This is a genomic window from Pararhizobium sp., from assembly GCF_035497515.1.
GTDB lineage: Bacteria > Pseudomonadota > Alphaproteobacteria > Rhizobiales > Rhizobiaceae > Pararhizobium.
The window spans coordinates 16,460-38,254 of the sequence record NZ_DATJDJ010000051.1; the positions used below are offsets into that span (position 1 = coordinate 16,460).

Here is a 21,795-nt window from a genome sequence, read left to right on the forward strand (position 1 = left end):
GCGGCAGAGCATGAGAAAAGAGGGGCGGCGTGTCGGCTGAGGGACAACCCGTGAACGGGCCATTGCTGGCCGTTGGTCAACTGACGAAACTGTTCGGCACGTTCGCGGCCTGCAACGGGATCAATCTCGATATCAGGCCCGGTGAAATTCATGCATTGCTCGGCGAAAACGGCGCCGGAAAATCGACCCTCGTCAAGATGCTGTTCGGTGTGCTTGCCCCGACCAGTGGCGAAATCGTTTGGCAGGGCCAGCCGGTGCGGATCGCCAGCCCAAGCGCCGCGCGAAAACTCGGCATTGGCATGGTCTTCCAGCACTTTTCGCTGTTCGAGGCGCTGACGGTCGCCGAAAATATCGCGCTGTCGATGGATCCCGGCGTGTCGCTGTCGAGGATCGCCAGGGAAGCATCCGACCTGTCGCGCGCCTATGGGCTGCCGCTCGATCCGAACGCCCATGTCGCCGATCTCTCCGTCGGCGAGCGCCAGCGGATCGAGATCGTTCGTGCGCTCCTGCAGAATCCAAAGCTGATCATCCTCGACGAGCCGACCTCGGTGCTGACGCCGCAGGAGGCGGACCGGCTGTTTGAAACGCTGAACAAGCTGAAGGCCGAGGGACGGTCCGTTCTCTATATCAGCCACCGGCTGGAAGAAGTGCAACGCATCTGCGACCGCGCCACTGTGCTGCGCCATGGCAAGGTGACGGGCGCCTGCGATCCGCGCCAGGAAACGCCCGCCTCGCTCGCCCGCATGATGGTCGGCAGCGATGTCGCGCATGTGACGCCGCAGGGAACGAGCGCCAAGGGCGCCGTCAAGCTCGAGGCCCGCAACCTGTCGGCCGCCGCCCGCACGCCGTTTGCCGTGGCGCTGAAGGACATCTGTCTGAAGGTCCATGCGGGCGAAGTTCTGGCCATTGCAGGCGTCGCCGGAAATGGACAGGGTGAGCTTTTCGATGCCCTGTCAGGCGAATATCCCTCCGATCGCGATGATGCCATCCGGATTTCCGACAAGCCGGTCGGCACGCGCGGCATCAATGCGCGCCGGCTGATGGGTGCCGGGTTCGTACCGGAAGAACGCCACGGACATGCGGCCGTTTCCGCCCTGTCGCTGTCGGACAATCTCGTTCTGGCGCGCCACCGATCCGACCGCCGGGCCTTTTTGGGCGGCGGTTTTCTCGGGCTCATTCGTCAGGACGCCGTCAAGATGGCGGCAAAGCGCATTTCCGAGGTCATGGATGTGCGCAAGAGCGGTGAAAATCCGCCTGCCGGATCGCTGTCGGGCGGCAACCTGCAAAAATTCATTGTCGGGCGTGAGCTCGACCGCCAGCCGACGGTGCTGATCGTCAATCAGCCGACCTGGGGCGTGGATGCGGGGGCAGCCAGCCGCATCCGCCAGGCACTCGTCGATCTCGCCAAGTCCGGCTCCGCCGTTCTGGTGATCAGCCAGGATCTGGACGAGATTTTCGAGGTCGCGACCGAAATCGCTGTGATCAGCGAAGGCAGGCTCTCCGATATCTATCCGGCCGGCGAACTGTCGCGCGAAAAGATCGGGCTGTTGATGGGCGGGATGCATGGCAAGGCCGAGACTGCGGAGATGGCGCATGCGCATTGAACTTGAACGGCGCCCCGATGTCTCCCGGCTGTTTTCGATCCTTTCTCCGTTCATCGCGCTGGCGCTGACGATCTTCTTCGGCGGCATCATGTTCATGCTGCTCGGCAAGGACCCGCTGGCGGCTCTCTACAGTTTCTTCATCGAGCCGCTGACGGAAGTCTGGTCGCTGCACGAACTGGCGATCAAGGCGGCGCCGCTCATTCTGATCGCCGTTGGCCTGTCTGTCTGCTATCGCTCGAACAACTGGAATATCGGCGCGGAAGGCCAGTTCATCATGGGGGCGATCGCCGGATCGATCCTGCCCGTGGTGTTCTATGACTGGCAGTCGCCGCTGGTGCTGCCGATGATGATGATCCTCGGCATGCTCGGCGGTGCGCTGTTTGCCGCCATTCCTGCGTTCCTCAAGGCGCATCTCAACACCAATGAGATTCTGACCAGCCTGATGCTGGTCTATGTGGCTCAGCTATTCCTTGACTGGCTGGTGCGCGGCCCCTGGCGCAATCCCGGCGGCATGAATTTTCCGGAAACACGGACCTTCGACCCGGTTGCAGTGCTGCCGGAAATGATTGCATCCGGACGCGCGCATTGGGGTTTTGGCTTTGCCATCATCGCGGCCATCCTTGTCTGGTTCATGATGCGCTACACGCTGAAGGGTTTCGAGATCACCGTGCTTGGCCAGTCCGCGCGGGCAGGGCGCTTTGCCGGCTTTTCCTCGCGCAAGATGATCTGGTTTTCCATGCTGCTTTCCGGCGCGCTTGCTGGCCTTGCCGGCATTGCCGAGGTCAGCGGAGCGATGCAGCAGTTGCGTCCGGTCATCTCGCCCGGTTATGGCTTTACCGCCATCATCGTCGCCTTCCTCGGTCGACTCAATCCGCTGGGGATCGTCGTTGCCGGCCTTGTCCTGGCGCTGACCTATCTCGGCGGCGAGGCGGTGCAGGTGTCGTTGCAGATTTCCGACAAGCCGATCAGGGTCTTCCAGGGACTTCTGCTGTTCTTCGTGCTCTCCTGCGACACGCTCATCCACTACAAGATCCGGATGGTGTGGTACGATTTGAACGAGACAGCGGGTAAGGGGGCGCGCTGATGGGTATCGTCGAAGCCATTCTGTTGACGGTGATCACGGCCGCGACACCGCTTGTCCTGGCGGCGATCGGGGAACTCGTGACCGAACGCTCCGGTGTGCTCAACCTCGGTGTCGAGGGCATGATGGTGATGGGTGCCGCAGGTGCCTTCATCGCCACGCAAGCGACAGGGTCCCCCTATATCGGCATTTTGGCCGGAATCGCATTCGGTGCGCTGTTCTCGTTGCTGTTCGGCTTCCTGACGCTGACGCTGGTCACCAATCAGGTCGCCACGGGATTGGCGCTGACCATTCTTGGGCTTGGCGTTTCCAGCATGATCGCTGAACCCTATCTCGGCCAATCCGGGATCAAGCTGCCGCAGATCGTCTTTCCGGTCTTGTCGGATATTCCGTTCCTCGGCGCCGTCCTGTTTAAGCAGGATCTGATTTTCTACCTCTCGATCGCGCTGGTCGCAGGCGTCAACTGGTTCCTGTTCAAAAGCCGAGCCGGCCTGAAGCTCCGCTCCGTCGGCGACAGCCATTCGTCCGCCCATGCGCTCGGGATCAACGTCATCCGCACGCGGTATCTGGCCGTGATGTTCGGCGGCGCCTGTGCCGGTCTCGCCGGCGCCCAACTGTCCCTGGTCTATACGCCGCAATGGGTGGAAAACATGTCGGCAGGCCGTGGCTGGATCGCGCTGGCGCTGGTGGTCTTCGCCTCCTGGCGGCCCTGGCGGATCGTGGCGGGCGGTTACCTGTTTGGCGCCGTGTCGATCAGCCAGCTTTATGCACAGGCCTATGGCGTCGCCATTCCGTCGCAGTTCCTTTCTGCTCTTCCCTATCTGGCGACAATTGTCGTACTTATCCTCATCTCGCACAATCGGCGCATGACGCTGATCAACACGCCGGCAGCGCTGGGAAAACCCTTCGTGCCCGACCGGTGATCAAAAACACGGACAGAATACTCAAACCGACAGGGGTCAAAATGAAAAAACTTCTCCTCGCACTCGCAACCACGGCGGCCGTCATCGGCTTTTCCGCTGCGGCCAGCGCCGCCGACAAGGCCAAGATCTGCTTCATCTATGTCGGCTCGAAGACAGATGGCGGCTGGACGCAGGCCCATGATATCGGCCGCCAGGAACTTGAAAAGTCGCTCGGCGACAAGATCGAGACCCAGTTCCTGGAAAACGTTCCGGAAGGCCCGGATGCCGAGCGTGCCATCGAGCGTTTCGCCCGCTCCGGTTGCGGCCTGATCTTCACCACCTCGTTCGGCTTCATGGACGCGACCGTCAAGATCGCCGCGAAATTTCCGGACGTGAAGTTCGAGCATGCGACGGGCTACAAGACCGCTCCGAACCTTGCGACCTACAACAGCCGCTTCTATGAAGGCCGTTATATCCAGGGTCAGATCGCCGCCAAGATCTCGCAGAAGGGCGTCGCCGGCTACATCGCCTCCTTCCCGATTCCGGAAGTCGTGATGGGCATCAACGCCTTCGTCACCGGCGCGCGCTCGATCAACCCGGACTTCAAGATCAAGGTCGTCTGGGCCAACACCTGGTTCGATCCGGGCAAGGAAGCCGATGCCGCCAAGGCGCTGATCGACCAGGGCGTCGATGTCCTGACGCAGCACACAGACACCACCGCGCCGATGCAGGTTGCCGCGGAACGTGGCATCAAGGCCTTCGGCCAGGCTTCCGACATGATCAAGGCCGGTCCGGAAACCCAGCTGACGGCGATCGTTGATACCTGGGGTGCCTATTACATCAAACGCACGCAGGCCTTCCTTGACGGCAAGTGGGAAACCATGTCGAGCTGGGACGGTCTCAAGGATGGCATCCTGACGATGGCGCCCTATACCAACATGCCTGACGACGTGAAGGCGATGGCCGAGGCGACCCAGGCAAAGATCGAGTCGGGCGAACTGAAGCCGTTCACCGGCCCACTGAAGAAGCAGGACGGTTCGGAATGGCTGGCAGCCGGCGCGTCGTCGGATGACGGCACGCTGCTCGGCATGAACTTCTACGTCGAGGGCGTGGACGACAAGCTGCCGCAATAAGCTGTTCGGCTTATGAGAATGCAATCAGGGAGGGTGGCCATTGGCTGCCCTCTTTTGATTCCGGCTTGAGAAAATTTGCGCAGATTTCGCAAAAACCCGGTTTACATAAATCATATAGTATGATTTTTTACCGGTGCTGCGAAGCGCAGCTTTCTTTGGGAGGAAATCATGAAATTGAAGACAGCACTCGCGAGTGCCACGATTCTGGCTGCCTGCATGTTCGGCTCGGCATCGGCTGCCGATTTGACGATCGGTTTTTCGCAGATTGGCTCTGAATCCGGCTGGCGCGCGGCAGAAACCACGCTGACCAAGCAGCAGGCTGAAAAGCGCGGCATCGACCTGAAGTTTGCCGATGCGCAGCAGAAGCAGGAAAACCAGATCAAGGCGCTGCGTTCGTTCATCGCCCAGGGCGTCGACGCCATCCTGATCGCTCCGGTTGTGGCGACCGGCTGGGATGAAGTCCTGACCGAAGCCAAGGATGCGGAAATCCCGGTCATCCTGCTCGACCGTACGGTCGACTCGTCCGACGATCTTTACCTGACCGCCGTCACCTCCGACCTCGTTCACGAAGGCAATGTTGCCGGCAAGTATCTGGTCGACACCGTTGGCGACAAGGCCTGTAACGTCGTCGAACTGCAGGGCACGACGGGCTCGTCGCCCGCCATCGACCGCAAGAAGGGCTTCGAGGAAGCGCTGAAGGGGCACGACAACCTGAAGATCATCCGCAGCCAGACCGGCGACTTTACCCGCACCAAGGGCAAGGAAGTCATGGAAAGCTTCCTGAAGGCGGAAGACGGCGGCAAGAACATCTGCGCCCTCTATGCTCATAACGACGACATGGCCGTCGGCGCGATCCAGGCCATCAAGGAAGCCGGTCTGAAGCCGGGCACCGACATCCTCGTTGTTTCGATCGACGCTGTTCCGGATATCTTCCAGGCCATGGCTGCCGGTGAAGCCAACGCCACCGTCGAACTGACCCCGAACATGGCTGGCCCGGCGCTTGACGCGCTCGATGCCTTCCTCAAGGACGGCACCAAGCCGGCCAAGTGGATCCAGACGGAATCGAAGCTCTACACACAGGCTGACGATCCGCAGAAGGTCTACGAAGAAAAGAAGGGCCTCGGCTACTGATCGACGGCCGGCATCACAACGGTTTCCGCCTGCAATCCTGAGTTTGCAGGCGGATCCGGCGGGATGTCGGCATGTTCTCTTTGCCAGTATCCCGCCGCATGATGCGCTCCAAGGCGTAAACTTCGCTGCGACCCGCTCCGCGGCATGTCCTTCGGCGCGAAGGTCGATGGCATATTCAGCGGCAATCCGTAAGGTGCGGGTGACCTTGCGTTTTCTCGAGAAGCCGGTTTCATGCAGAACACCACAAACGATATTCTCGTCGCCTCAGGGATCGTGAAGACCTTTCCGGGGGCGATCGCGCTGAACAAGGTGAACTTCTCGTTGCGCCGCGGCGAGGTCCATGCGCTCCTTGGCGAAAACGGCGCGGGCAAGTCCACGCTCATCAAATGCATGACCGGCGCCTATCGCCGGGATGCGGGAACGCTGACCCTCGATGGCGAGGAGATCGATCCGCGCGACACGCTCGACGCCCAGAAGCTGGGGATCGGCACCGTCTACCAGGAGGTCAATCTTCTCGGGAACCTGAGTGTTGCCGAAAACCTCTTTCTCGGCCGCCAGCCGCGCCGCTTCGGCCTGATCGATACCGGTGAAATGCGCCGGCGCGCGGAGGCACTGCTTGCCCAATACGGGGTCGATATCAATGTCTCGGTGGCGCTCGAAAGCTATTCCGTCGCCATTCAGCAGGTGGTCGCGATCGCCCGTGCCGTCGATCTCTCGGGCAAGGTCCTGATCCTCGACGAGCCGACGGCAAGCCTTGACGCACAGGAAGTCGAGATGCTGTTTGGTATCGTCCGCGACCTGAAGGCGAGGGGGCTTGGCATCGTCTTCATCACCCATTTCCTTGAACAGGTCTATGATCTCACCGACCGCATCACCGTTCTGCGCAACGGCCAACTGGTGGGCACGCGCGAAACCGCGTCCCTGCCGCGCCGGGACCTGGTGACGATGATGCTCGGCCATGAGCTGCAGTCCGTCGAAAAGGCGGTCGCCGACACGGAGACGATCAGCGGGCCGGTGCAGTTCCGGTTTTCGAACTACGGCAAGACCGGCAAGATCAAGCCGTTCGATCTTGATGTTCGCAAGGGCGAGGTGGTCGGGATCGCCGGTCTTCTGGGTTCCGGCCGCACCGAGACGGCGGAACTGATGTTCGGCGTGCACAGCGCTGACAGCGGCACAGCGGAGATCGGCGGCAAGGCTGTTGCCCTGACGTCGCCCCGTGCGGCCATCGCGGAAGGGTTCGGCTTCTGTCCGGAAGACCGCAAGCTGGATGGCATCATCGGCGAACTTTCCGTCCGCGAGAACATCGCGCTCGCCCTGCAGGCGCGGCGCGGCTGGGCGCGGCCGCTGTCAACCTCCGAGCAGAATGCGCTTGCGGACCGCTACATCAAGGCGCTCGACATCCGTACCACCGATCGGGAAAAGCCGATCCGGCTCCTGTCGGGTGGCAACCAGCAGAAGGCCATCCTGGCGCGCTGGCTGGCGACCAATCCGGAATTTCTCATTCTCGACGAACCGACACGCGGCATCGATGTCGGCGCGCATGCGGAAATCATCAAGCTGATCGGCGAACTCTGTGCTGAGGGCATGTCGTTGATCGTCATTTCCTCCGAGCTTGAGGAACTCGTGGCTTACAGTTCCCGCATCATCGTCTTGCGCGACAGGGCCCATGTGGCCGAACTGACCGGCAGCGAAATCACCACCGGACATATCGTCAATGCCATCGCTGCGGCGAACCACGCAGGAGAAGCGCAATGATCGATAGCGCAAAACGTCTCAGCCGGCGGCTGATGCCGCAATTCATCGCCCTGGCGATCATCCTCGTGCTGATCCGGCTCGTCTTTCCGGACTTCTTTTCGCTCGAAATCCAGAATGGCCGGCTTTACGGCAGCCTCGTCGACATTCTCAATCGCGGTGCACCGGTGGCTCTTCTCGCCGTCGGCATGACCGTCGTCATCGCGACGAAGGGCATTGACCTGTCCGTCGGCGCGGTGATGGCGATCTGCGGCGCGGTGGCGGCCGCCTCCAGCGTGCGCGGCGACCCGCTGGTGATGACACTGGCGCTGGCGATCGGTACTGGCCTCATCTGCGGCGCCTGGAACGGCTTCCTCGTCTCGGTCCTCAACATCCAGCCGATCATCGCCACGCTGGTGCTGATGGTTGCCGGACGCGGCATCGCGCAGCTGGTGACCGAGGGGGCGATCCTGACGTTCAACGATCCCGGCCTGATCTTCATCGGCAGCGGCGCCGTTTTGGGTCTGCCCATGCCTGTGGTCATCTGGCTGGTATTCGGTACCGTGGTGGCGCTCCTGGTGCGCCGCACGGCGCTTGGAATGCTGATCGAGGCCGTTGGCATCAACCGCCGTGCCTCGACGCTGTCGGGCATCCGCACGCCGTTGCTGCTGATGGCCGCCTACATGCTGTCTGGCCTCTGCGCGGCGCTGGCCGGCCTGATCGTTGCCGCTGACATTCGCGGCGCCGATGCGAACAATGCCGGGCTCTGGCTCGAACTCGACGCCATCCTCGCCGTCGTCGTCGGGGGGACATCGCTTCTGGGCGGTCGTTTCAGCATCGTCGCCTCGCTGATCGGCGCCATGATCATTCAGGCCGTCAACACCGGCATCCTGTCATCCGGCTTCCCGCCGGAGTTCAACCTGATCATCAAGGCCGCGATCATCGTCATCATCCTCGTCATCCAGTCGCCGCGCGTGCAGGCCGGACTGACGTTCCTCAGCCGAAAAACCGTCCGCAGGGACGTCGCGGAGCAGTCCGTCCGATGAACCAGAAATATCTTCCCCTGATCGCCACGATCGTCATCTTCGTCGTCTCCTATGCGGCATGCGCGGCGCAATATCCGAATATCCTGTCCACAAGGGTGATCGGCAATCTCCTGACCGACAACGCCTTTCTCGGCATCGCCGCGGTCGGGATGACCTTCGTCATCCTGTCGGGCGGCATCGATCTGTCGATCGGCTCCGTCATCGCGTTCACCGGCATTTTCCTCGCGGTGATGCTGGAGAACACCAACATCCATCCGCTCGCCGCCTTCGCACTGGTTCTCGTCGTCACCTCGCTGTTCGGCGCGGTCATGGGGGCGATCATCCACTACCTGGAAATGCCGGCCTTCATCGTCACGCTCGCCGGCATGTTTCTGGCGCGCGGCATGGCGTTCGTTTTGTCGATCGACTCGATCCCGATCAAGCATCCGTTCTATGCGACGATGAAGACGTTTTACTACAAGCTGCCCGGTGGTGGCCGCATCACGCTGATCGGTGGCGTCATGCTCGTGGTCTTCGCACTCGGCATCCTGATCGCGCAGCGGACCCGTTTCGGCACCAATGTCTATGCGCTCGGCGGGGGCCCGCAGACATCGGCGCTGATGGGGGTTCCGGTTGGTCGAACGACGATCATGATCTACGGATTTTCGGGCTTTCTCGCCGGGCTTTCGGGAATCGTTTATTCGCTATACACATCAGCAGGTTATTCGCTCGCTACGGTTGGGGTCGAGCTGGATGCCATCGCCGCCGTGGTCATTGGCGGAACGCTTCTGACAGGAGGCGCCGGGTTTGTGGGAGGAACATTCGTCGGCGTCTTGATACAGGGATTAATCCAGACCTACATCACCTTCGACGGTTCGCTTTCGAGCTGGTGGACGAAAATTCTGATCGGTGCTTTGCTTTTTGCATTCATTCTCATGCAAAAGGGCATTCTGTTTGTTTCGCGGCGGAACAGAAAGTATTCCTGAGGGGGGAGTTGCTTGCGTAAGGGTATGCTCGAAACCGTCATCACCGGTGTGAACACGCGCACAAGTCATGCACAGGTGGTCGATGAACTGGGCAAGGCCATCATTGCCGGTGAGTTTCCGGTCGGCTCGATCCTCCCTGGAGATCCGGAGCTTGCCGCGCGCTTCAAGGTGTCGCGCACTGTCCTGCGCGAGGCGATGAAGACGCTCGCCGCCAAGGGCCTGATCGTGCCGCGCGCCCGCATCGGCACGCGGGTGACCCCGAAGAACCACTGGAACCTGTTCGACAGCGACGTCCTGACCTGGCATTTCCATTGCGGCGTCGACGAGGAGTTCCTCCATCATCTCAGCGAAATCCGTCTGGCTTTCGAGCCGCATGGCGCAGCACTTGCCGCCGCCCATGCGACGGAAGCGGAAATCAGTGGCATGATGCGGCTCGCCGTCGCCATGGGCAATCCGGAGCATACCGCCGAAACCCTGGCAATCGCAGACCTGAAGTTTCATCTTGCCGTTGTCGAGGCCTCGGGAAACCCGTTCATGCGCACGGTCGGCAGCCTGATCGAGGCGGCGCTCGTCGGTATTTTCAAGCTGAGTTCGCCCGCATCGGGCAAGGATCAGATCGACGATGTCGCCCGCTCGCATATCAAGATTGTCGAGCAGATCAGCCGGCGTGACGAGGCCGGCGCCAGGGCGGCGATGGAGAACGTCATCCGCGTCGGCCGCGAGCGTGTGCGCGTGGCCCTCGGCGAGCAAGCCGACGAAAAGGCACCGGGCGAATAGCCCCGTTCGGCTTCCGTGCCGTCACAATCCTCACCATGCCCGGCTTGATAATACAGGTGTTTCGGTAAATGGGCCGCAATTCTGCCGCCGCCGCCTTGCTGCAACTGCGTCTTCCGCCTATTTGATAGATCGACTTTGACGCGCACCGGCTTCGGTGCGCGAATCTCTATCAACGGTGTCCGAGGGTTATGTCCGAACTGATCGTTATTTTCGTGCTCTTATTGATCAACGCGTTTTTCGCGCTTTCGGAAATGGCAATTGTATCGGCAAGCCGGCCTCTGCTGCGACAGATGGCAAAACAAGGCAACAATCGCGCGGAACTTGCGTTGCGACTGGCTGAGGACCCCGGCAAGTTTCTCTCCACGGTCCAGGTCGGAATCACGCTGGTTGGCACGCTGGCGGGCGCCTATGGCGGCGCCACTATCGCCGACAAGCTGGCGCCGACGCTCGACACCGTCAGCTGGATCAATCCCTATGGCAGCACGGTCGCCGTCGCCGTCGTCGTGACGTTGATCACCTATCTGTCCGTGGTCATCGGCGAACTCATCCCCAAGCAGTTGGCCCTGAAGAATTCCGAAGGTGTGGCGATGTTCGTCGCCACACCAATGTCATTCCTTTCCAAGCTCGCCGCACCGGTCGTCTATCTGTTTGAAGCATCGGCATCGCTTTTCATGCGCCTCTTCGGCGTCGCCAGCGACAGCGATCAGGTAACGGAAGAAGAAGTCCAGGCGATCATGGCCGAAGGCGTGGAAAGTGGCGCGATCGAGAAGTCCGAGCACGAAATGCTGCGACGGATCATCCGGCTGGGCGATCGCAACGTCAAATCGATCATGACGCACCGCACCGAGGTGAGCTTCATCGACATCAACGATTCTCTGGAAACGATCCGCGCCAAGGTGGAGCAGTCGGCCCATTCCCGTTATCCGGTGATGGATGAGGCGGGAGAGGTTCTGGGGGCCGTCCAGGTCAAGGAGATTCTCAACGCGCCTGCCCGGGCCGGCTTTCAGCTGCGCAATTTCATCAAGGATATCCACACTTTGCCGGAAACCGCGTCCTGCCTGAAGGCGCTGGAGGCCTTCAAGGCGTCACACATCAACATGGCGATGATCGTCGACGAGTATGGCAGCATCGAAGGCATCATCACCATCGCCGATATTCTCGAGGCGATCGTCGGCGTCCTGCCGTCGAACTACGACGATATCGAGCATGCGCTGATCCGGCAGCGCGATGACGGTTCCTATCTGGTCGACGGTCGCACGCCGATCGATGAAATCCATCTGACGATCGGCATCGACGAGATCGATTCCGACGGGAGCTATGAGACGATCTCCGGCTTCCTGGTCCAGGAATTGCGCAAGAACCCGGAAGAGGGCGACGTGACGGAGGCCTATGGCTACCGTTTCGAAGTCATCGACATGGACGGGCGGCGCATCGACAAGATCATGGTTTCGCGTGCGGCATCGTGAGTTCGTCGGGATGTTCTGAAAAGACAAAAGGTCGGGCAAGCCCGACCTTTTTCAATTCACCGTATGATCCGCTAGTACATCCGTAGTCGGATCAACTGACTGTATCATTTATCTTTTTTGGTTAATAAATGGTTAACGCGTCATCCTCGCGATGGAAGATCGACGATTTTTCAGTTTTCCTGGATCGAAATGCCATTGTTGCCGATCTTCAGTTCCACGCCGTTGGGCTTGGATTCCTTGTCGTAGACATAGACGCCAAGAACCACCACGAGAACGACGAGACCGCCGATGATCATGTAAAGCGCATTTCGATTCACTTCGTTTCCTTCCATTCGGACTGTGAGAACAGGCCGTTAGATAGAAGTCTTAAGACCGAAGGAAAGAGCGGAACCGGACGTAAAATCAGATCGCCGGATCGCGCAACAGCAGGATATCGCAGGGCATGCCGGGGTTTACTTCCGAGGCATAGGGTTGTCGCACGATCAGGCAATCCGACTGGGCGAACACCTGCATCATGGAGGAATCCTGCCGCGCGAAAACGTGCGCGGACAGGCCACCGGCACTGTCGCGGGTCAGGCGGCCCCGAACGTAATCCTGCCGCTTGTCGTTGGCCGGAAGCCGATCGACCGTCGTCGCGACAGCTTTGCGGTTGCGGGCCGGAAGGCCGGAAAGCTGGCGTACCAGTGGTTCAAGGAAGAGCAGGGCGCAGACGAGGCTGGAGACAGGGTTTCCCGGCAGGCCAAGGACTTGCATGCCGCCAAGCGTGCCGACCATCAGCGGCTTTCCGGGCCGCATGGCGATCCGCCAGAAATCCAGCGTCATGCCGCCGGCAATCAGCGTCGACTGAACGAGATCGTGATCCCCGACGGAGGCGCCTCCCAGCGTCACCAGCACATCGGCGCCAGCGACCTGCGCCTTGACGACGGCGGCGGCGATGGCATCCCGATCGTCGCGGACGATGCCGAGATCGATGATGTCAGCGCCGTTATCGCGCGCCAAAGCGGCAACCCCATAAGTGTTCGAGGCGATAATTTGGTCAGGCCCTGGAATGCTGCCGGGCGGCAGAAGCTCGTCGCCGGTCGCCAGGATTGCCACTTTCGGGCGGGCGTAGACCGGTAGTTCAGGCACGTTCATGCCTGCGGCAACCGTCAGCCGCCCGGCATCCAGCACATCGCCTAGCCGCAGGATCACGTCACCGGCATTGAAATCCTGCCCCTTGCGGCGGATATGGCGACCTTCACCCGGTGCGAATGTCGTGCGGATGCGTCCACCCTCGAGCATTTCCGCATCTTCCTGGATCAGCACCGTATCGGCGCCAGTTGGAAGCGGCGCACCGGTAAAAATACGGACGACCTCGCCGGGCCCGACAGTGTCTGAAAAACCATGCCCCGCCGCCGATTGCCCGATGACCGTCAGTTCTGTTCCGACGGTCGCAAAATCGGCATGCCGGCCGGCATATCCGTCCATGGCGGAATTATCGAAGGCGGGATGCGTCAGGTTCGCAGCCAGATCCGCGGCAAGCACGCGTCCCATGCCCTCATGCAGTCCGACCGTCTCGACAATCTGCGGAGCTTTGGCGGCGGCAAGCAATCGTGCCAGCGCATCGGAAACCGGAAAGAGCGACATTAGCCCTGCTGCTCCTGTCCGTGGACATAATCGCCGGAGCGGCCGCCGGATTTCTGCAGGAGCCGGATACCGCCAATTTCCATCTCGCGGTCGGCGGCTTTCGCCATGTCGTAAATGGTCAGACAAGCGACACTGGCCGCTGTCAGGGCCTCCATCTCGACGCCGGTGCGACCGGTCAGCTTGGCCATGGCTTGAACCCTGAGGCCCGGCAGGCTTTCGTCGGCGGAAATATCGACGGCGACCTTGGACAGCATCAGCGGGTGGCAGAGCGGGATGAGATTGGCGGTCTGTTTCGCGGCCATGATGCCGGCGAGGCGCGCGGTCGCGATCACGTCACCCTTCTTGGCATTGCCCTTGCGGATCAGATCAAGCGTTTCCGGCCGCATGCGGACATAACCTTCGGCCACGGCCATGCGCGTGGTCTCGTCCTTGTCTCCGACATCGACCATATGGGCTTCGCCGTTGGCATTGATATGGGTGAGGCCTGACATCACTCTGCAGCCAGAATGTCGGCTGATCCGGTCAGCAGCGCCCGGGTTGCGGCGGTGACATCATCCTTGCGCATCAGGCTTTCGCCGACGAGGAAGGTTGAAATGCCGGTTTTTGCCAGACGGATACAGTCGTCATGGGTGAAGATGCCGCTTTCGCCCACCAGCAACCGGTCAGACGGCACGAGCGGCCCCAGCGTCTCGGACAGCGCGATATCGACCTCGAATGTCTTCAGGTTGCGGTTGTTGATACCCACGAGCGGCGAGGCGAGCTTGATGCCGCGTTCCAGTTCCTGTTCGTCATGCACCTCGATGAGAACATCCATACCGAGCGAGACGGCTTCGTCTTCCAGTCTCTGCGCGTCGCTGTCATCAAGCGAGGCCATGATCAATAGGATGCAATCGGCCCCCCAGGCGCGGGCCTCGTGCACCTGATAGGTGTCGAACATGAAATCCTTGCGCAGCGCCGGCAGGGAGCAGGCATTGCGGGCAGCGGTCAGGAACTCGGGCGCACCCTGGAAGCTCGGCCCATCGGTTAGAACTGAGAGGCAGGCAGCCCCACCAGCTTCGTAGGCCTGGGCCAGCGCCGGCGGATCGAAATCCGGGCGGATCAGACCCTTCGAGGGGCTAGCCTTCTTGATCTCGGCGATCAGGCCGAAATGGCCTTTCGCCTGCTTGGCCTTCAAGGCCTTCAGGAAACCGCGCGGCGCTTCCTGGCCGGCGCTCATAGCCTTCAGGTCGGCAAGGCTGATGCGGGCCTTGGCCGCGGCAATTTCCTCGCGCTTGTAGATCTCGATCTTCTGCAGAATATCGGCCATCGAACCTGTTTCCTTACGCTGCGTTCGAGACGCGAACGAGCCGTTCCAGCGTCGCATCGGCGGCGCCGCTTTTGAGCGACCGGCGCGCCAGTGCCATGCCTTCCTTGAGATCGCCGGCCTTTCCGGCAATCACCAGCGATGCGGCGGCATTGGCGAGTGAAATATCGCGATAGGGCGTCGCATCGCCTTCGAGCACGCCCTTGAGCGCCACGGCATTGTGCGCGCCGTCGCCGCCCTTGAGGTCAGCCAGCAGTACCGTTTCCAGGCCGAAATCGGCAGGCGTCAGTTCGAAGCTGCGGATTTCTCCATTTTCCAGGGCCGCGACCTGGGTGACGCCGGTCGTGGTGATCTCGTCGAGACCCTCGCCATGCACGACCCAGACGCTTTTCGATCCGAGATCTCGCAGCACTTCGGCAACGGGCACGACCCATTGCGGCGCAAAGACGCCGACCAACTGCCGCGTCACGCCGGCCGGGTTGGAGAGCGGGCCGAGCAGATTGAAGATCGTGCGCGTACCGAGTTCCACCCGCGTCGGGCCGACATGGCGCATCGCCGAATGATGCTGCTGGGCAAACATGAAGCCGAGGCCGGCCTCGGTGATACAGCGTGAAATGGCGTCCGGACCGATGTCGAGCTTGACGCCAAGGCAGGAAAGCGCGTCCGCCGTGCCGGACTTCGAGCTCAGCGCCCGGTTGCCGTGCTTGGCGACCGGCGCGCCGGCGCCGGCGACGATCAGGGCGGCGAGCGTCGAGATATTGTAGGTGCCGGCGCCATCGCCGCCCGTTCCGACGATGTCGATGGCGTCATCCGGCGCCTCGACCGTCAGCATGCGGGCCCGCATGGCACCGACCGCGCCGACGATTTCGTCGACGGTTTCGCCGCGCACCCGCAACGCCATCAGGAATCCACCGATCTGCGAAGGCGTCGCCTCGCCGGACATGATGATCTCGAAGGCGGCGCGCGCATCCTCGCGGTTGAGTGCCTGACCCGCTGCGGCCTTGGCGACGAAAGGCTTCAAGTCAGGCATGCGTCATGATCCTCTTGCGTTATCGTTGCTGCGACAGGGCGAGCTCGGCGAGCTGCTGGTTGATCGAAACACCGTAGCCCTTCTGCAACTCGCTGACCATCTGGTCGAGAATATCGTCGCCGCTGGCCTGCGCCATGGCGTTGATCTGGCGGTCATCATTGTCGAGCGCGTCGTCGGGATTGTCGTCATCGACCTCGGTTACCTTGAGCAGGATCTGGCCTTCTCCACCCGTGCCCGGAGCATTGGCGACAAGACCGTTCGCGCCACCGAAGGCGGCGGCAACGGCAGCCGGGCTCAGCGCCGCATCGTCCGACGCGCGGCGAAGTCCGGACTTGGTCTCGACGGCGATGCCCAATTCTTCGGCGATTGCGGCCAAGGTTTCACCCTTCTCGACGCGTGCCTTGAGTTCGGCAGCCTTGGCTGCAAGAGCGTTGCGCTGCTGCTCGGCGGTCCAGTTGGCGACAGCCTTTTCACGGGCTTCGTCGAGCGTGCGGTCGCGCGACGGTGTTACTTCGAGGACGTCGAACCAGACGTAGCCGTCACGGCCGAGATTGACCGGCAGGGTTTCGGCGCCGACATCCGCCTTGAAGGCCTCCTGCAGCAGCGACTTTGCTTCCGGAATGCCCTCGATGGCATCACCTTGGGCGTCATTGCCGCCGGCATCGACGGCGTCGAGCGTCACCAGCTTCAGGTTGGTCTGGTCGGCCGCTTCCTGCATGGTGGAGCCGGAGATGCGGGCATCCTCGAATTTGTCGTGGATCGCCATGATCTCGTTGGCGGCATTGGCGAGCGCCACTTCCTTGCGCAGTTCTTCCTTGACGTCGTCAAGGCTGCGGACGGTTTCCGGCTTGATGTTGGTGACGCGCAGGATCACGGGGCCGAAGGCGCCCTCGACGACCGGTGTCGTCTGGCCATCGGCCGTGACGGCGAAGGCCGCGTCGCCAAGCTTCGGATCGGGCATGCGATTGCGATTGAAATCGCCGAGAAGAACGTCGGATGCGGTCTTGCCGGATGCGGTCACCAGTTCGTCGAAGGTCGTGCCTGCCGCAAGTTTGGCAGCAGCCGCATCGGCTTCGGCGCGGGACGCAAAGGTGAGTTGCTCGACCGTGCGGGTTTCCGGCGTGCCGAAACTGTCCTTCCGCCGATCGTATTCGGCGCGGATCTCGTCGTCGGTGATGGAAGCCGGGTCAGCGATATCGGACGGCTCCAGCTTCACATAGCTGATCTTGCGGAATTCCGGCGCACGATATTCCGCCTTGTGAGTCTCGAACCAGGGCTCGAGAAGTTCGTCCGAAGGTGCCTTTACCGGGTCGACATTGGCGTTCGACAGAAGCAGGTAGTCGATCGTGCGTGTCTGGTTGCGGTAGAGCCGCAGCGCGTCGCCCAGAACCTTCGGCGGCGTATAGCCGTCTGAAAGCGCCTCGACGATCTGCGAACGCACCGCCACCTGGATGCGATTGTTGATATAGTCTTCTTCGCGCAGACCGGCATTGCGCAGAACGCTCGAGAAGGTCAGGCGGTCAAACTGGCCGTTGACGCCCTTGAACGCGGGGTCTTCACTGATCAGCGTCGCGAGCCGTTCCTGCGAAAGACCGAGGTTCATGTCTTCCGACAGCTGGTCTAGGGTCGCGCCGGCAACGAGCTGGGAATAAACCTGAGCTTCGACGCCGAAGGCCTTTGCCTGTTCGCGGGTCAACTGCGTGCCAAACTGCCGGGAAAGCTGCGCGATCTGCCGCTCATACGCGAGGCGAAAGTCGCTCGGGGACACCTTGATATCGCCGACAGTCACGACGGAATCGGCTGTGCCGGGCACAAGCGACGTCGATACACCCCAGACACCGAAGGAAAGAACAAGAAGGACCATCAACCCTTTGACAACCCAGGTCTGGGAGCCTCTTCTCAGGAATTCAAGCATGGGACTGCATACCTCGTCGCAATTCAGCGCCGCCGAATGGCGACCGGTTTCGTTGCATAGAGCAATACGCTCCGGAATTGAAGGGTTCAAACACGCAAAAAATTGGACAAATCGCCGTGTCGTCGCGGTGGAACAGACCTTTGGCCGACGGGTTGGGTACCGAGTGCGCACCATTTCGCCAACCACCACGATGTCTCACTCGCGCCTGACGTTCCAAGGCCGGTCGATGTCGGAATCGTTAGCCGGCAATCGAAAAATATCTGTCACTTGTATGTCGGGAGGCGTGATTGCGCATCCGAAAATGCTAATCTTGTTCCGCCAGGGGATGCCGACTCGTCCAGTCGGAAACCGTTTGAGCGGAAAGCCGGAGTACCGTCATGGAATCCATCATAGTCATGGTCAATCTGTTCGGGGCCGTCGCGCTGCTGCTCTTCGGCCTGTCGCAGGTGAAGGATGGGGCCACGCGGGCGTTCGGTATCAAGTTGCGGACGGGATTGGCTGAGAGCACCAGCGGTCCGGTCCGATCCTTCTTCGCCGGTTTCGTCGCGACGGTTGCCCTGCAGAGTTCGACCGCGACGGCGCTGATGATCGCTTCCTTCGTTGAAAAGGGCCTCGTCCGGTCGCGCATGGCGCAGATCGTGCTTCTCGGCGCCAATGTCGGCACGGCGGTGACGGCGTGGATCGTCGCCACCGGCGTCGATTGGCTTTCGCCGCTGCTCATTCTTTCCGGCGTCATCCTGCATCGGGCCGGGCGGTCGAGCGCCAAGCAGGGTGCTGGCTCGGCTCTGGTCGGCATCGGGCTCATGCTGCTGTCGCTCCACCTGCTTGGCCTCGCAACGGAGCCGATGCGCCAGTCGCCGTCGCTCGGTGTTTTCCTCGCCATGCTCGACAGCGCCTGGCCGGTCGCGCTGATCTTCTCTGCCGTGCTGGCCTTCATCTCTTCGTCCAGCCTCGCCGTCGTGGTGCTGATCCTGTCGCTGTCCGTGTCAGGCATCCTGTCGTCGGGGCTGACGATCGCGCTCGTGCTCGGCGCCAATCTGGGCGGCGCCATTCCGCCGGTCATCGCCACGCTGTCTGCTCCTGCTTCAGCACGCCGTGTCACGGCCGGAAATCTGCTGGTCCGCAGCATCGGATGTCTGATCGCGCTGCCGGCGGCCGGTTTCGTCGCCAATGTCCTTCAGACGCTGTCGCTGCCGCCGGAAAAGCTGCCGGTCGATATCCACCTCCTGTTCAATATCGCGCTCGCCGTTCTCGCCTGGCCGTTCTCGTCGGCAGTGTCGGCGATCATGCTCCGGCTCATTCCGGACGAGCCAAAGACGGAGCGCGGGCCGCTTTATCTGGACGACCGGGCGCTGACGACGCCCGTCATCGCGTTGTCGGGGGCGACCCGCGAAGTGCTGCGTGTCGGCGACCTGATCGAGAGCATGCTGATCGCCACCATGAACGCCTTCAACCGCAATGACCTCGCGTTGCTGAAAGGGGTGGCCAAGCAGGAAAAGCAGGTCGATCTCCTTCAGCAGGAGGTCAAGCTTTATCTATCGCGGCTCGGGCGCAACGGCCTCAGCGACGAGAACGGCCGCCGCTCCATCGTCATTATCGACTACGCGATCAATCTCGAGCATATCGGCGATATCATCGAGAAAGGACTGACTGAGCAGGTCAAGAAGAAGATCGACAACGGCCTGAAATTTTCCGAGGACGGCTACCAGGAATTGCAAACGCTGTTCAACCTCACGATCGATAATCTGCGCGTCGCCCAGACAATCTTCGTCACGCGCAACGCTGATCTCGCGCGCCATCTGATGGAGGTGAAGGTCGATGTCCGGCACATGGAGAAACGGTCGTCAGAGCGGCACCTGGAGCGTCTTCGCGACGGTCGTGCCGACAGCCTGCAGACCAGTTCCCTTCATCTCGATATCCTGCGGGATCTGAAACGGATCAATGCGCATATCGTGTCCGTCGCGCACCCGATTCTCGATGAAAGCGGTCTGCTGACGGAAAGCCGGCTCCGGCTTCCGCAGTGATCTACGGCTTGGGCAGCAGCTCATTGCGCACGAATGCGTCGTAACAGGGCGACAGCTTGATCCGGCGATGGGTTGCGGCAAGAGCCGGTTCGTAGAGGTCGAGCAACTGCAACCGCGCCGTGGTTGGCGGGCAGGTCGGGTAAAGCGCCACGTCCACGGCCGCCACAGCCGCGTTCATCTCGTCATTCACAGGAGGCACTGCCCGGTACGGATCGGCGCCGATGGCAATATATTTTGGCGCATGACGGTCCATCAACCAGGGGAAGGGATTGGTGAAATCGATCGTCATGATCGTCTCGAACCGCATTTCGTGGTCTGTCTCGAAGGTGCGCAAAGCAGAAACGGCCTCGTCGGCGCTCTGCAGCCAGAGCGACTGGAACTCGAAATCGCTGTAGAGCAGGAAGGATGGCAGTTCACCGGATGCCGCAACCGCCTCGTAGGTCGAACGGTCGTCGATATAGCTGCGGCGCATGCGCTCGGCCCGCACGTTGAGAAGATCGCGGACACTGACGGCGCCCAGGCTTTTCAAATTGTGAGACTGAAGAGGTGTGTTGTTGGCCGAGCCGATCCAGGCCCGTGCCGATTTCTGCAGGATGATGACGGCAGGTGGAAGCGCGGCGCTCAGCGCAAGCAGCGTAACGGCTGCAAAGGCCGGCGAGGGGCCTTTGCGCTCCCATGTCTCTAGCATGATGGCGAGCAGCAGCGGCCAAAGGAAGATGAAGGCCTGGCTGCCGGTATTCTGGCTCTCGAACAGCAAGCCCGCCAGGATGAAGGCGGCGAGCCAAAGAAGCGATTGGTCGGCAAACCTGCCGAAGGCGGCGAAACCAGGTCTGGCGGCAAAGGCCTTGGCCTTCTCGAAGAATTCCGTCTCGATGAGAAACAAGGCCAGGCAAAGAAATGCACAAGCCAGGACAACGCCGAAATTGATCGAAGCGGCCTGCAGCAGGCGCGGAATGAGACTGGTATCGTTCAGCAACACCAGTGACAGTATGTCGTTGGCGTAGGCGGAGACGATGCCGGAGGAGAGTTCTGCAAGACCGATCACGGCGACAAAGACCAGACCGGAGGTTATGGCGGCCCGAAGCGGCAGACGGCCGGCCGCAAAGGCCATCAGGCAGAGAACGACGCCGGCCGCGATGCCGGTGACCTTGATGAAGAGCAGGCCCAGCATGCAGAGCGCCGTCACCGCCGCCAGTGTTTTCCATCCGCGCACGAAGACCAGACCGGCGGCCAACACATAGAGCAATTGGCAGATCTGGCGATTGTAGACACCGAATCCGTCCGAACCCGGATAGGGGTAAAAATCGCCGGTGTTGAACGGCAGGATCGAGAAGAGCAGAAACGGCAGGAGCAGGGCATAGGCCAGCGGCACCGAACGCTTCTGCACATCGGCAATCACCAGCGCCATCAGTGGTGCGGTGAGCGTCAATAGCGACCAGCTTGCCAAAAGAAGCGGGGGGCCATTCGGGAAAATCTTGATCCAGAGCGCGAAGAGATAGTAGCCCAGGCCTCCGACGGGCGCGAAGAAATCGACGGAGGGAACTTGGCCGTCGAAAATGCGATTGGCCGCGTCGAGATAGATATAGTGATCCCAGTACATCGGCCCGATGGGCATGACCAGCGTGACGACCAGTGCCAGTGGCAGGCAGGCCAACACGAGGGCGAACGGGATGATCGGCTGACGCAGGAGCGTCATGCCCACGCCATTCTGTTTGCCGGAAAGCGATGTTTCGGTCGAAGCCTGCATCTTGCTATCATTTCTGGCCATAACAGCCGTCAAGACGGTGATGGTCCGCTTATGACAGGATCGGGTTTTATCCGGGTTAACATTTTATCCGCAAATGGCCGGATTATGTTCCTTGCAATATCTTCCTGCTATGTATCGGGCAGAATCGTGCCGGGGCCTCGTCCGGTAAGGCCATTTTGACGGAGAATCCGAATGCAGCGCACATGTCTTGCGATCATCCTGGCAGCAGGAGAAAGCACACGGATGAAGTCATCCATGTCGAAGGTTCTGCATCCGGTCGCAGGCCGCCCGATGATCGCCCATGTGGTGGAATC

Annotated in this window: 19 protein-coding genes; 12 read left to right on the forward strand and 7 right to left on the reverse strand. The window is 61.2% G+C overall.

Annotation, left to right across the window (positions count from 1 at the left end; translation table 11 throughout):
- Positions 1–29: 29 nt before the first annotated feature.
- The 10 genes from VL202_RS05525 to VL202_RS05570 all read left to right on the forward strand — a co-directional run bounded on the left by VL202_RS05525 (position 30) and on the right by VL202_RS05570 (position 11,836).
- On the forward strand, positions 30–1,604 hold the full coding sequence (locus VL202_RS05525) for an ABC transporter ATP-binding protein (protein WP_325463146.1): 1,575 nt from the start codon (positions 30–32) through the stop codon (positions 1,602–1,604).
- Positions 1,594–2,688, forward strand: coding sequence for an ABC transporter permease (locus VL202_RS05530; RefSeq protein WP_325463147.1), 1,095 nt, complete (start codon positions 1,594–1,596; stop codon positions 2,686–2,688). Before VL202_RS05525 ends, VL202_RS05530 begins: the two co-directional genes overlap by 11 nt.
- Complete coding sequence (locus VL202_RS05535; RefSeq protein WP_325463148.1) at positions 2,688–3,608, forward strand: ABC transporter permease; 921 nt, start codon at positions 2,688–2,690, stop codon at positions 3,606–3,608. Before VL202_RS05530 ends, VL202_RS05535 begins: the two co-directional genes overlap by 1 nt.
- A gap of 41 nt (positions 3,609–3,649) precedes the next feature.
- Positions 3,650–4,720: a BMP family ABC transporter substrate-binding protein gene (locus tag VL202_RS05540; protein WP_325463149.1), complete on the forward strand. Its 1,071-nt coding sequence runs from the start codon at positions 3,650–3,652 to the stop codon at positions 4,718–4,720.
- 168 nt (positions 4,721–4,888) lie between these two features.
- The gene (gene ytfQ, locus VL202_RS05545) at positions 4,889–5,851 is read left to right on the forward strand and encodes a galactofuranose ABC transporter, galactofuranose-binding protein YtfQ (protein WP_325463150.1); all 963 of its coding nucleotides are present in this window, start codon (positions 4,889–4,891) and stop codon (positions 5,849–5,851) included.
- A 231-nt stretch (positions 5,852–6,082) separates the two neighbouring features.
- Entirely contained in the window at positions 6,083–7,606 is a 1,524-nt protein-coding gene (gene ytfR / locus VL202_RS05550) for a galactofuranose ABC transporter, ATP-binding protein YtfR (protein WP_325463151.1), read from the forward strand.
- Positions 7,603–8,628 carry an ABC transporter permease gene (locus VL202_RS05555; RefSeq protein WP_325463152.1) on the forward strand — a complete coding sequence of 342 codons (1,026 nt, stop codon included), beginning with the start codon at positions 7,603–7,605 and terminating at the stop codon, positions 8,626–8,628. Before ytfR ends, VL202_RS05555 begins: the two co-directional genes overlap by 4 nt.
- A complete protein-coding gene (yjfF, locus tag VL202_RS05560; protein ID WP_325463153.1) occupies positions 8,625–9,593 on the forward strand; it encodes a galactofuranose ABC transporter, permease protein YjfF in 969 nt (322 codons plus the stop codon). Before VL202_RS05555 ends, yjfF begins: the two co-directional genes overlap by 4 nt.
- Positions 9,594–9,617: 24 nt before the next feature.
- Positions 9,618–10,370 carry a FadR/GntR family transcriptional regulator gene (locus VL202_RS05565; RefSeq protein WP_325463164.1) on the forward strand — a complete coding sequence of 251 codons (753 nt, stop codon included), beginning with the start codon at positions 9,618–9,620 and terminating at the stop codon, positions 10,368–10,370.
- A 188-nt stretch (positions 10,371–10,558) separates the two neighbouring features.
- Positions 10,559–11,836 (forward strand): hemolysin family protein, encoded by a 1,278-nt coding sequence (locus tag VL202_RS05570; RefSeq protein ID WP_325463154.1) that lies wholly within the window; start codon positions 10,559–10,561, stop codon positions 11,834–11,836.
- A 170-nt stretch (positions 11,837–12,006) separates the two neighbouring features.
- On the opposite strand, the gene VL202_RS05575 is transcribed toward VL202_RS05570, so the two are convergent.
- The 6 genes from VL202_RS05575 to VL202_RS05600 form a co-directional block, all read right to left on the reverse strand.
- Entirely contained in the window at positions 12,007–12,153 is a 147-nt protein-coding gene (locus VL202_RS05575) for a hypothetical protein (RefSeq protein ID WP_325463155.1), read from the reverse strand.
- 85 nt (positions 12,154–12,238) lie between these two features.
- Positions 12,239–13,462 (reverse strand): gephyrin-like molybdotransferase Glp, encoded by a 1,224-nt coding sequence (gene glp / locus VL202_RS05580; RefSeq protein WP_325463156.1) that lies wholly within the window; start codon positions 13,460–13,462, stop codon positions 12,239–12,241.
- Positions 13,462–13,953: a cyclic pyranopterin monophosphate synthase MoaC gene (gene moaC / locus VL202_RS05585; RefSeq protein ID WP_325463157.1), complete on the reverse strand. Its 492-nt coding sequence runs from the start codon at positions 13,951–13,953 to the stop codon at positions 13,462–13,464. The genes glp and moaC overlap by 1 nt, the downstream gene beginning before the upstream one ends.
- Complete coding sequence (gene trpC, locus VL202_RS05590; RefSeq protein WP_325463158.1) at positions 13,953–14,768, reverse strand: indole-3-glycerol phosphate synthase TrpC; 816 nt, start codon at positions 14,766–14,768, stop codon at positions 13,953–13,955. The genes moaC and trpC overlap by 1 nt, the downstream gene beginning before the upstream one ends.
- Before the next feature lie 13 nt (positions 14,769–14,781).
- Positions 14,782–15,795, reverse strand: a complete 1,014-nt coding sequence (gene trpD / locus VL202_RS05595) for an anthranilate phosphoribosyltransferase (protein ID WP_325463159.1) — start codon at positions 15,793–15,795, stop codon at positions 14,782–14,784.
- Positions 15,796–15,814: 19 nt separating this feature from the next.
- On the reverse strand, positions 15,815–17,710 hold the full coding sequence (locus VL202_RS05600) for a peptidylprolyl isomerase (protein WP_325463160.1): 1,896 nt from the start codon (positions 17,708–17,710) through the stop codon (positions 15,815–15,817).
- A 377-nt stretch (positions 17,711–18,087) separates the two neighbouring features.
- Between VL202_RS05600 and VL202_RS05605 the strand changes: the two genes are divergently transcribed.
- A complete protein-coding gene (locus tag VL202_RS05605) occupies positions 18,088–19,734 on the forward strand; it encodes a Na/Pi cotransporter family protein (RefSeq protein WP_325463161.1) in 1,647 nt (548 codons plus the stop codon).
- A 1-nt stretch (position 19,735) separates the two neighbouring features.
- On the opposite strand, the gene VL202_RS05610 is transcribed toward VL202_RS05605, so the two are convergent.
- Positions 19,736–21,481 (reverse strand): hypothetical protein, encoded by a 1,746-nt coding sequence (locus VL202_RS05610; protein WP_325463162.1) that lies wholly within the window; start codon positions 21,479–21,481, stop codon positions 19,736–19,738.
- 192 nt (positions 21,482–21,673) lie between these two features.
- On the opposite strand from VL202_RS05610, the gene VL202_RS05615 reads away from it, so the two are divergent.
- The coding region (locus VL202_RS05615; protein ID WP_325463165.1) for an NTP transferase domain-containing protein at positions 21,674–21,795 on the forward strand (122 nt) is incomplete at its 3' end.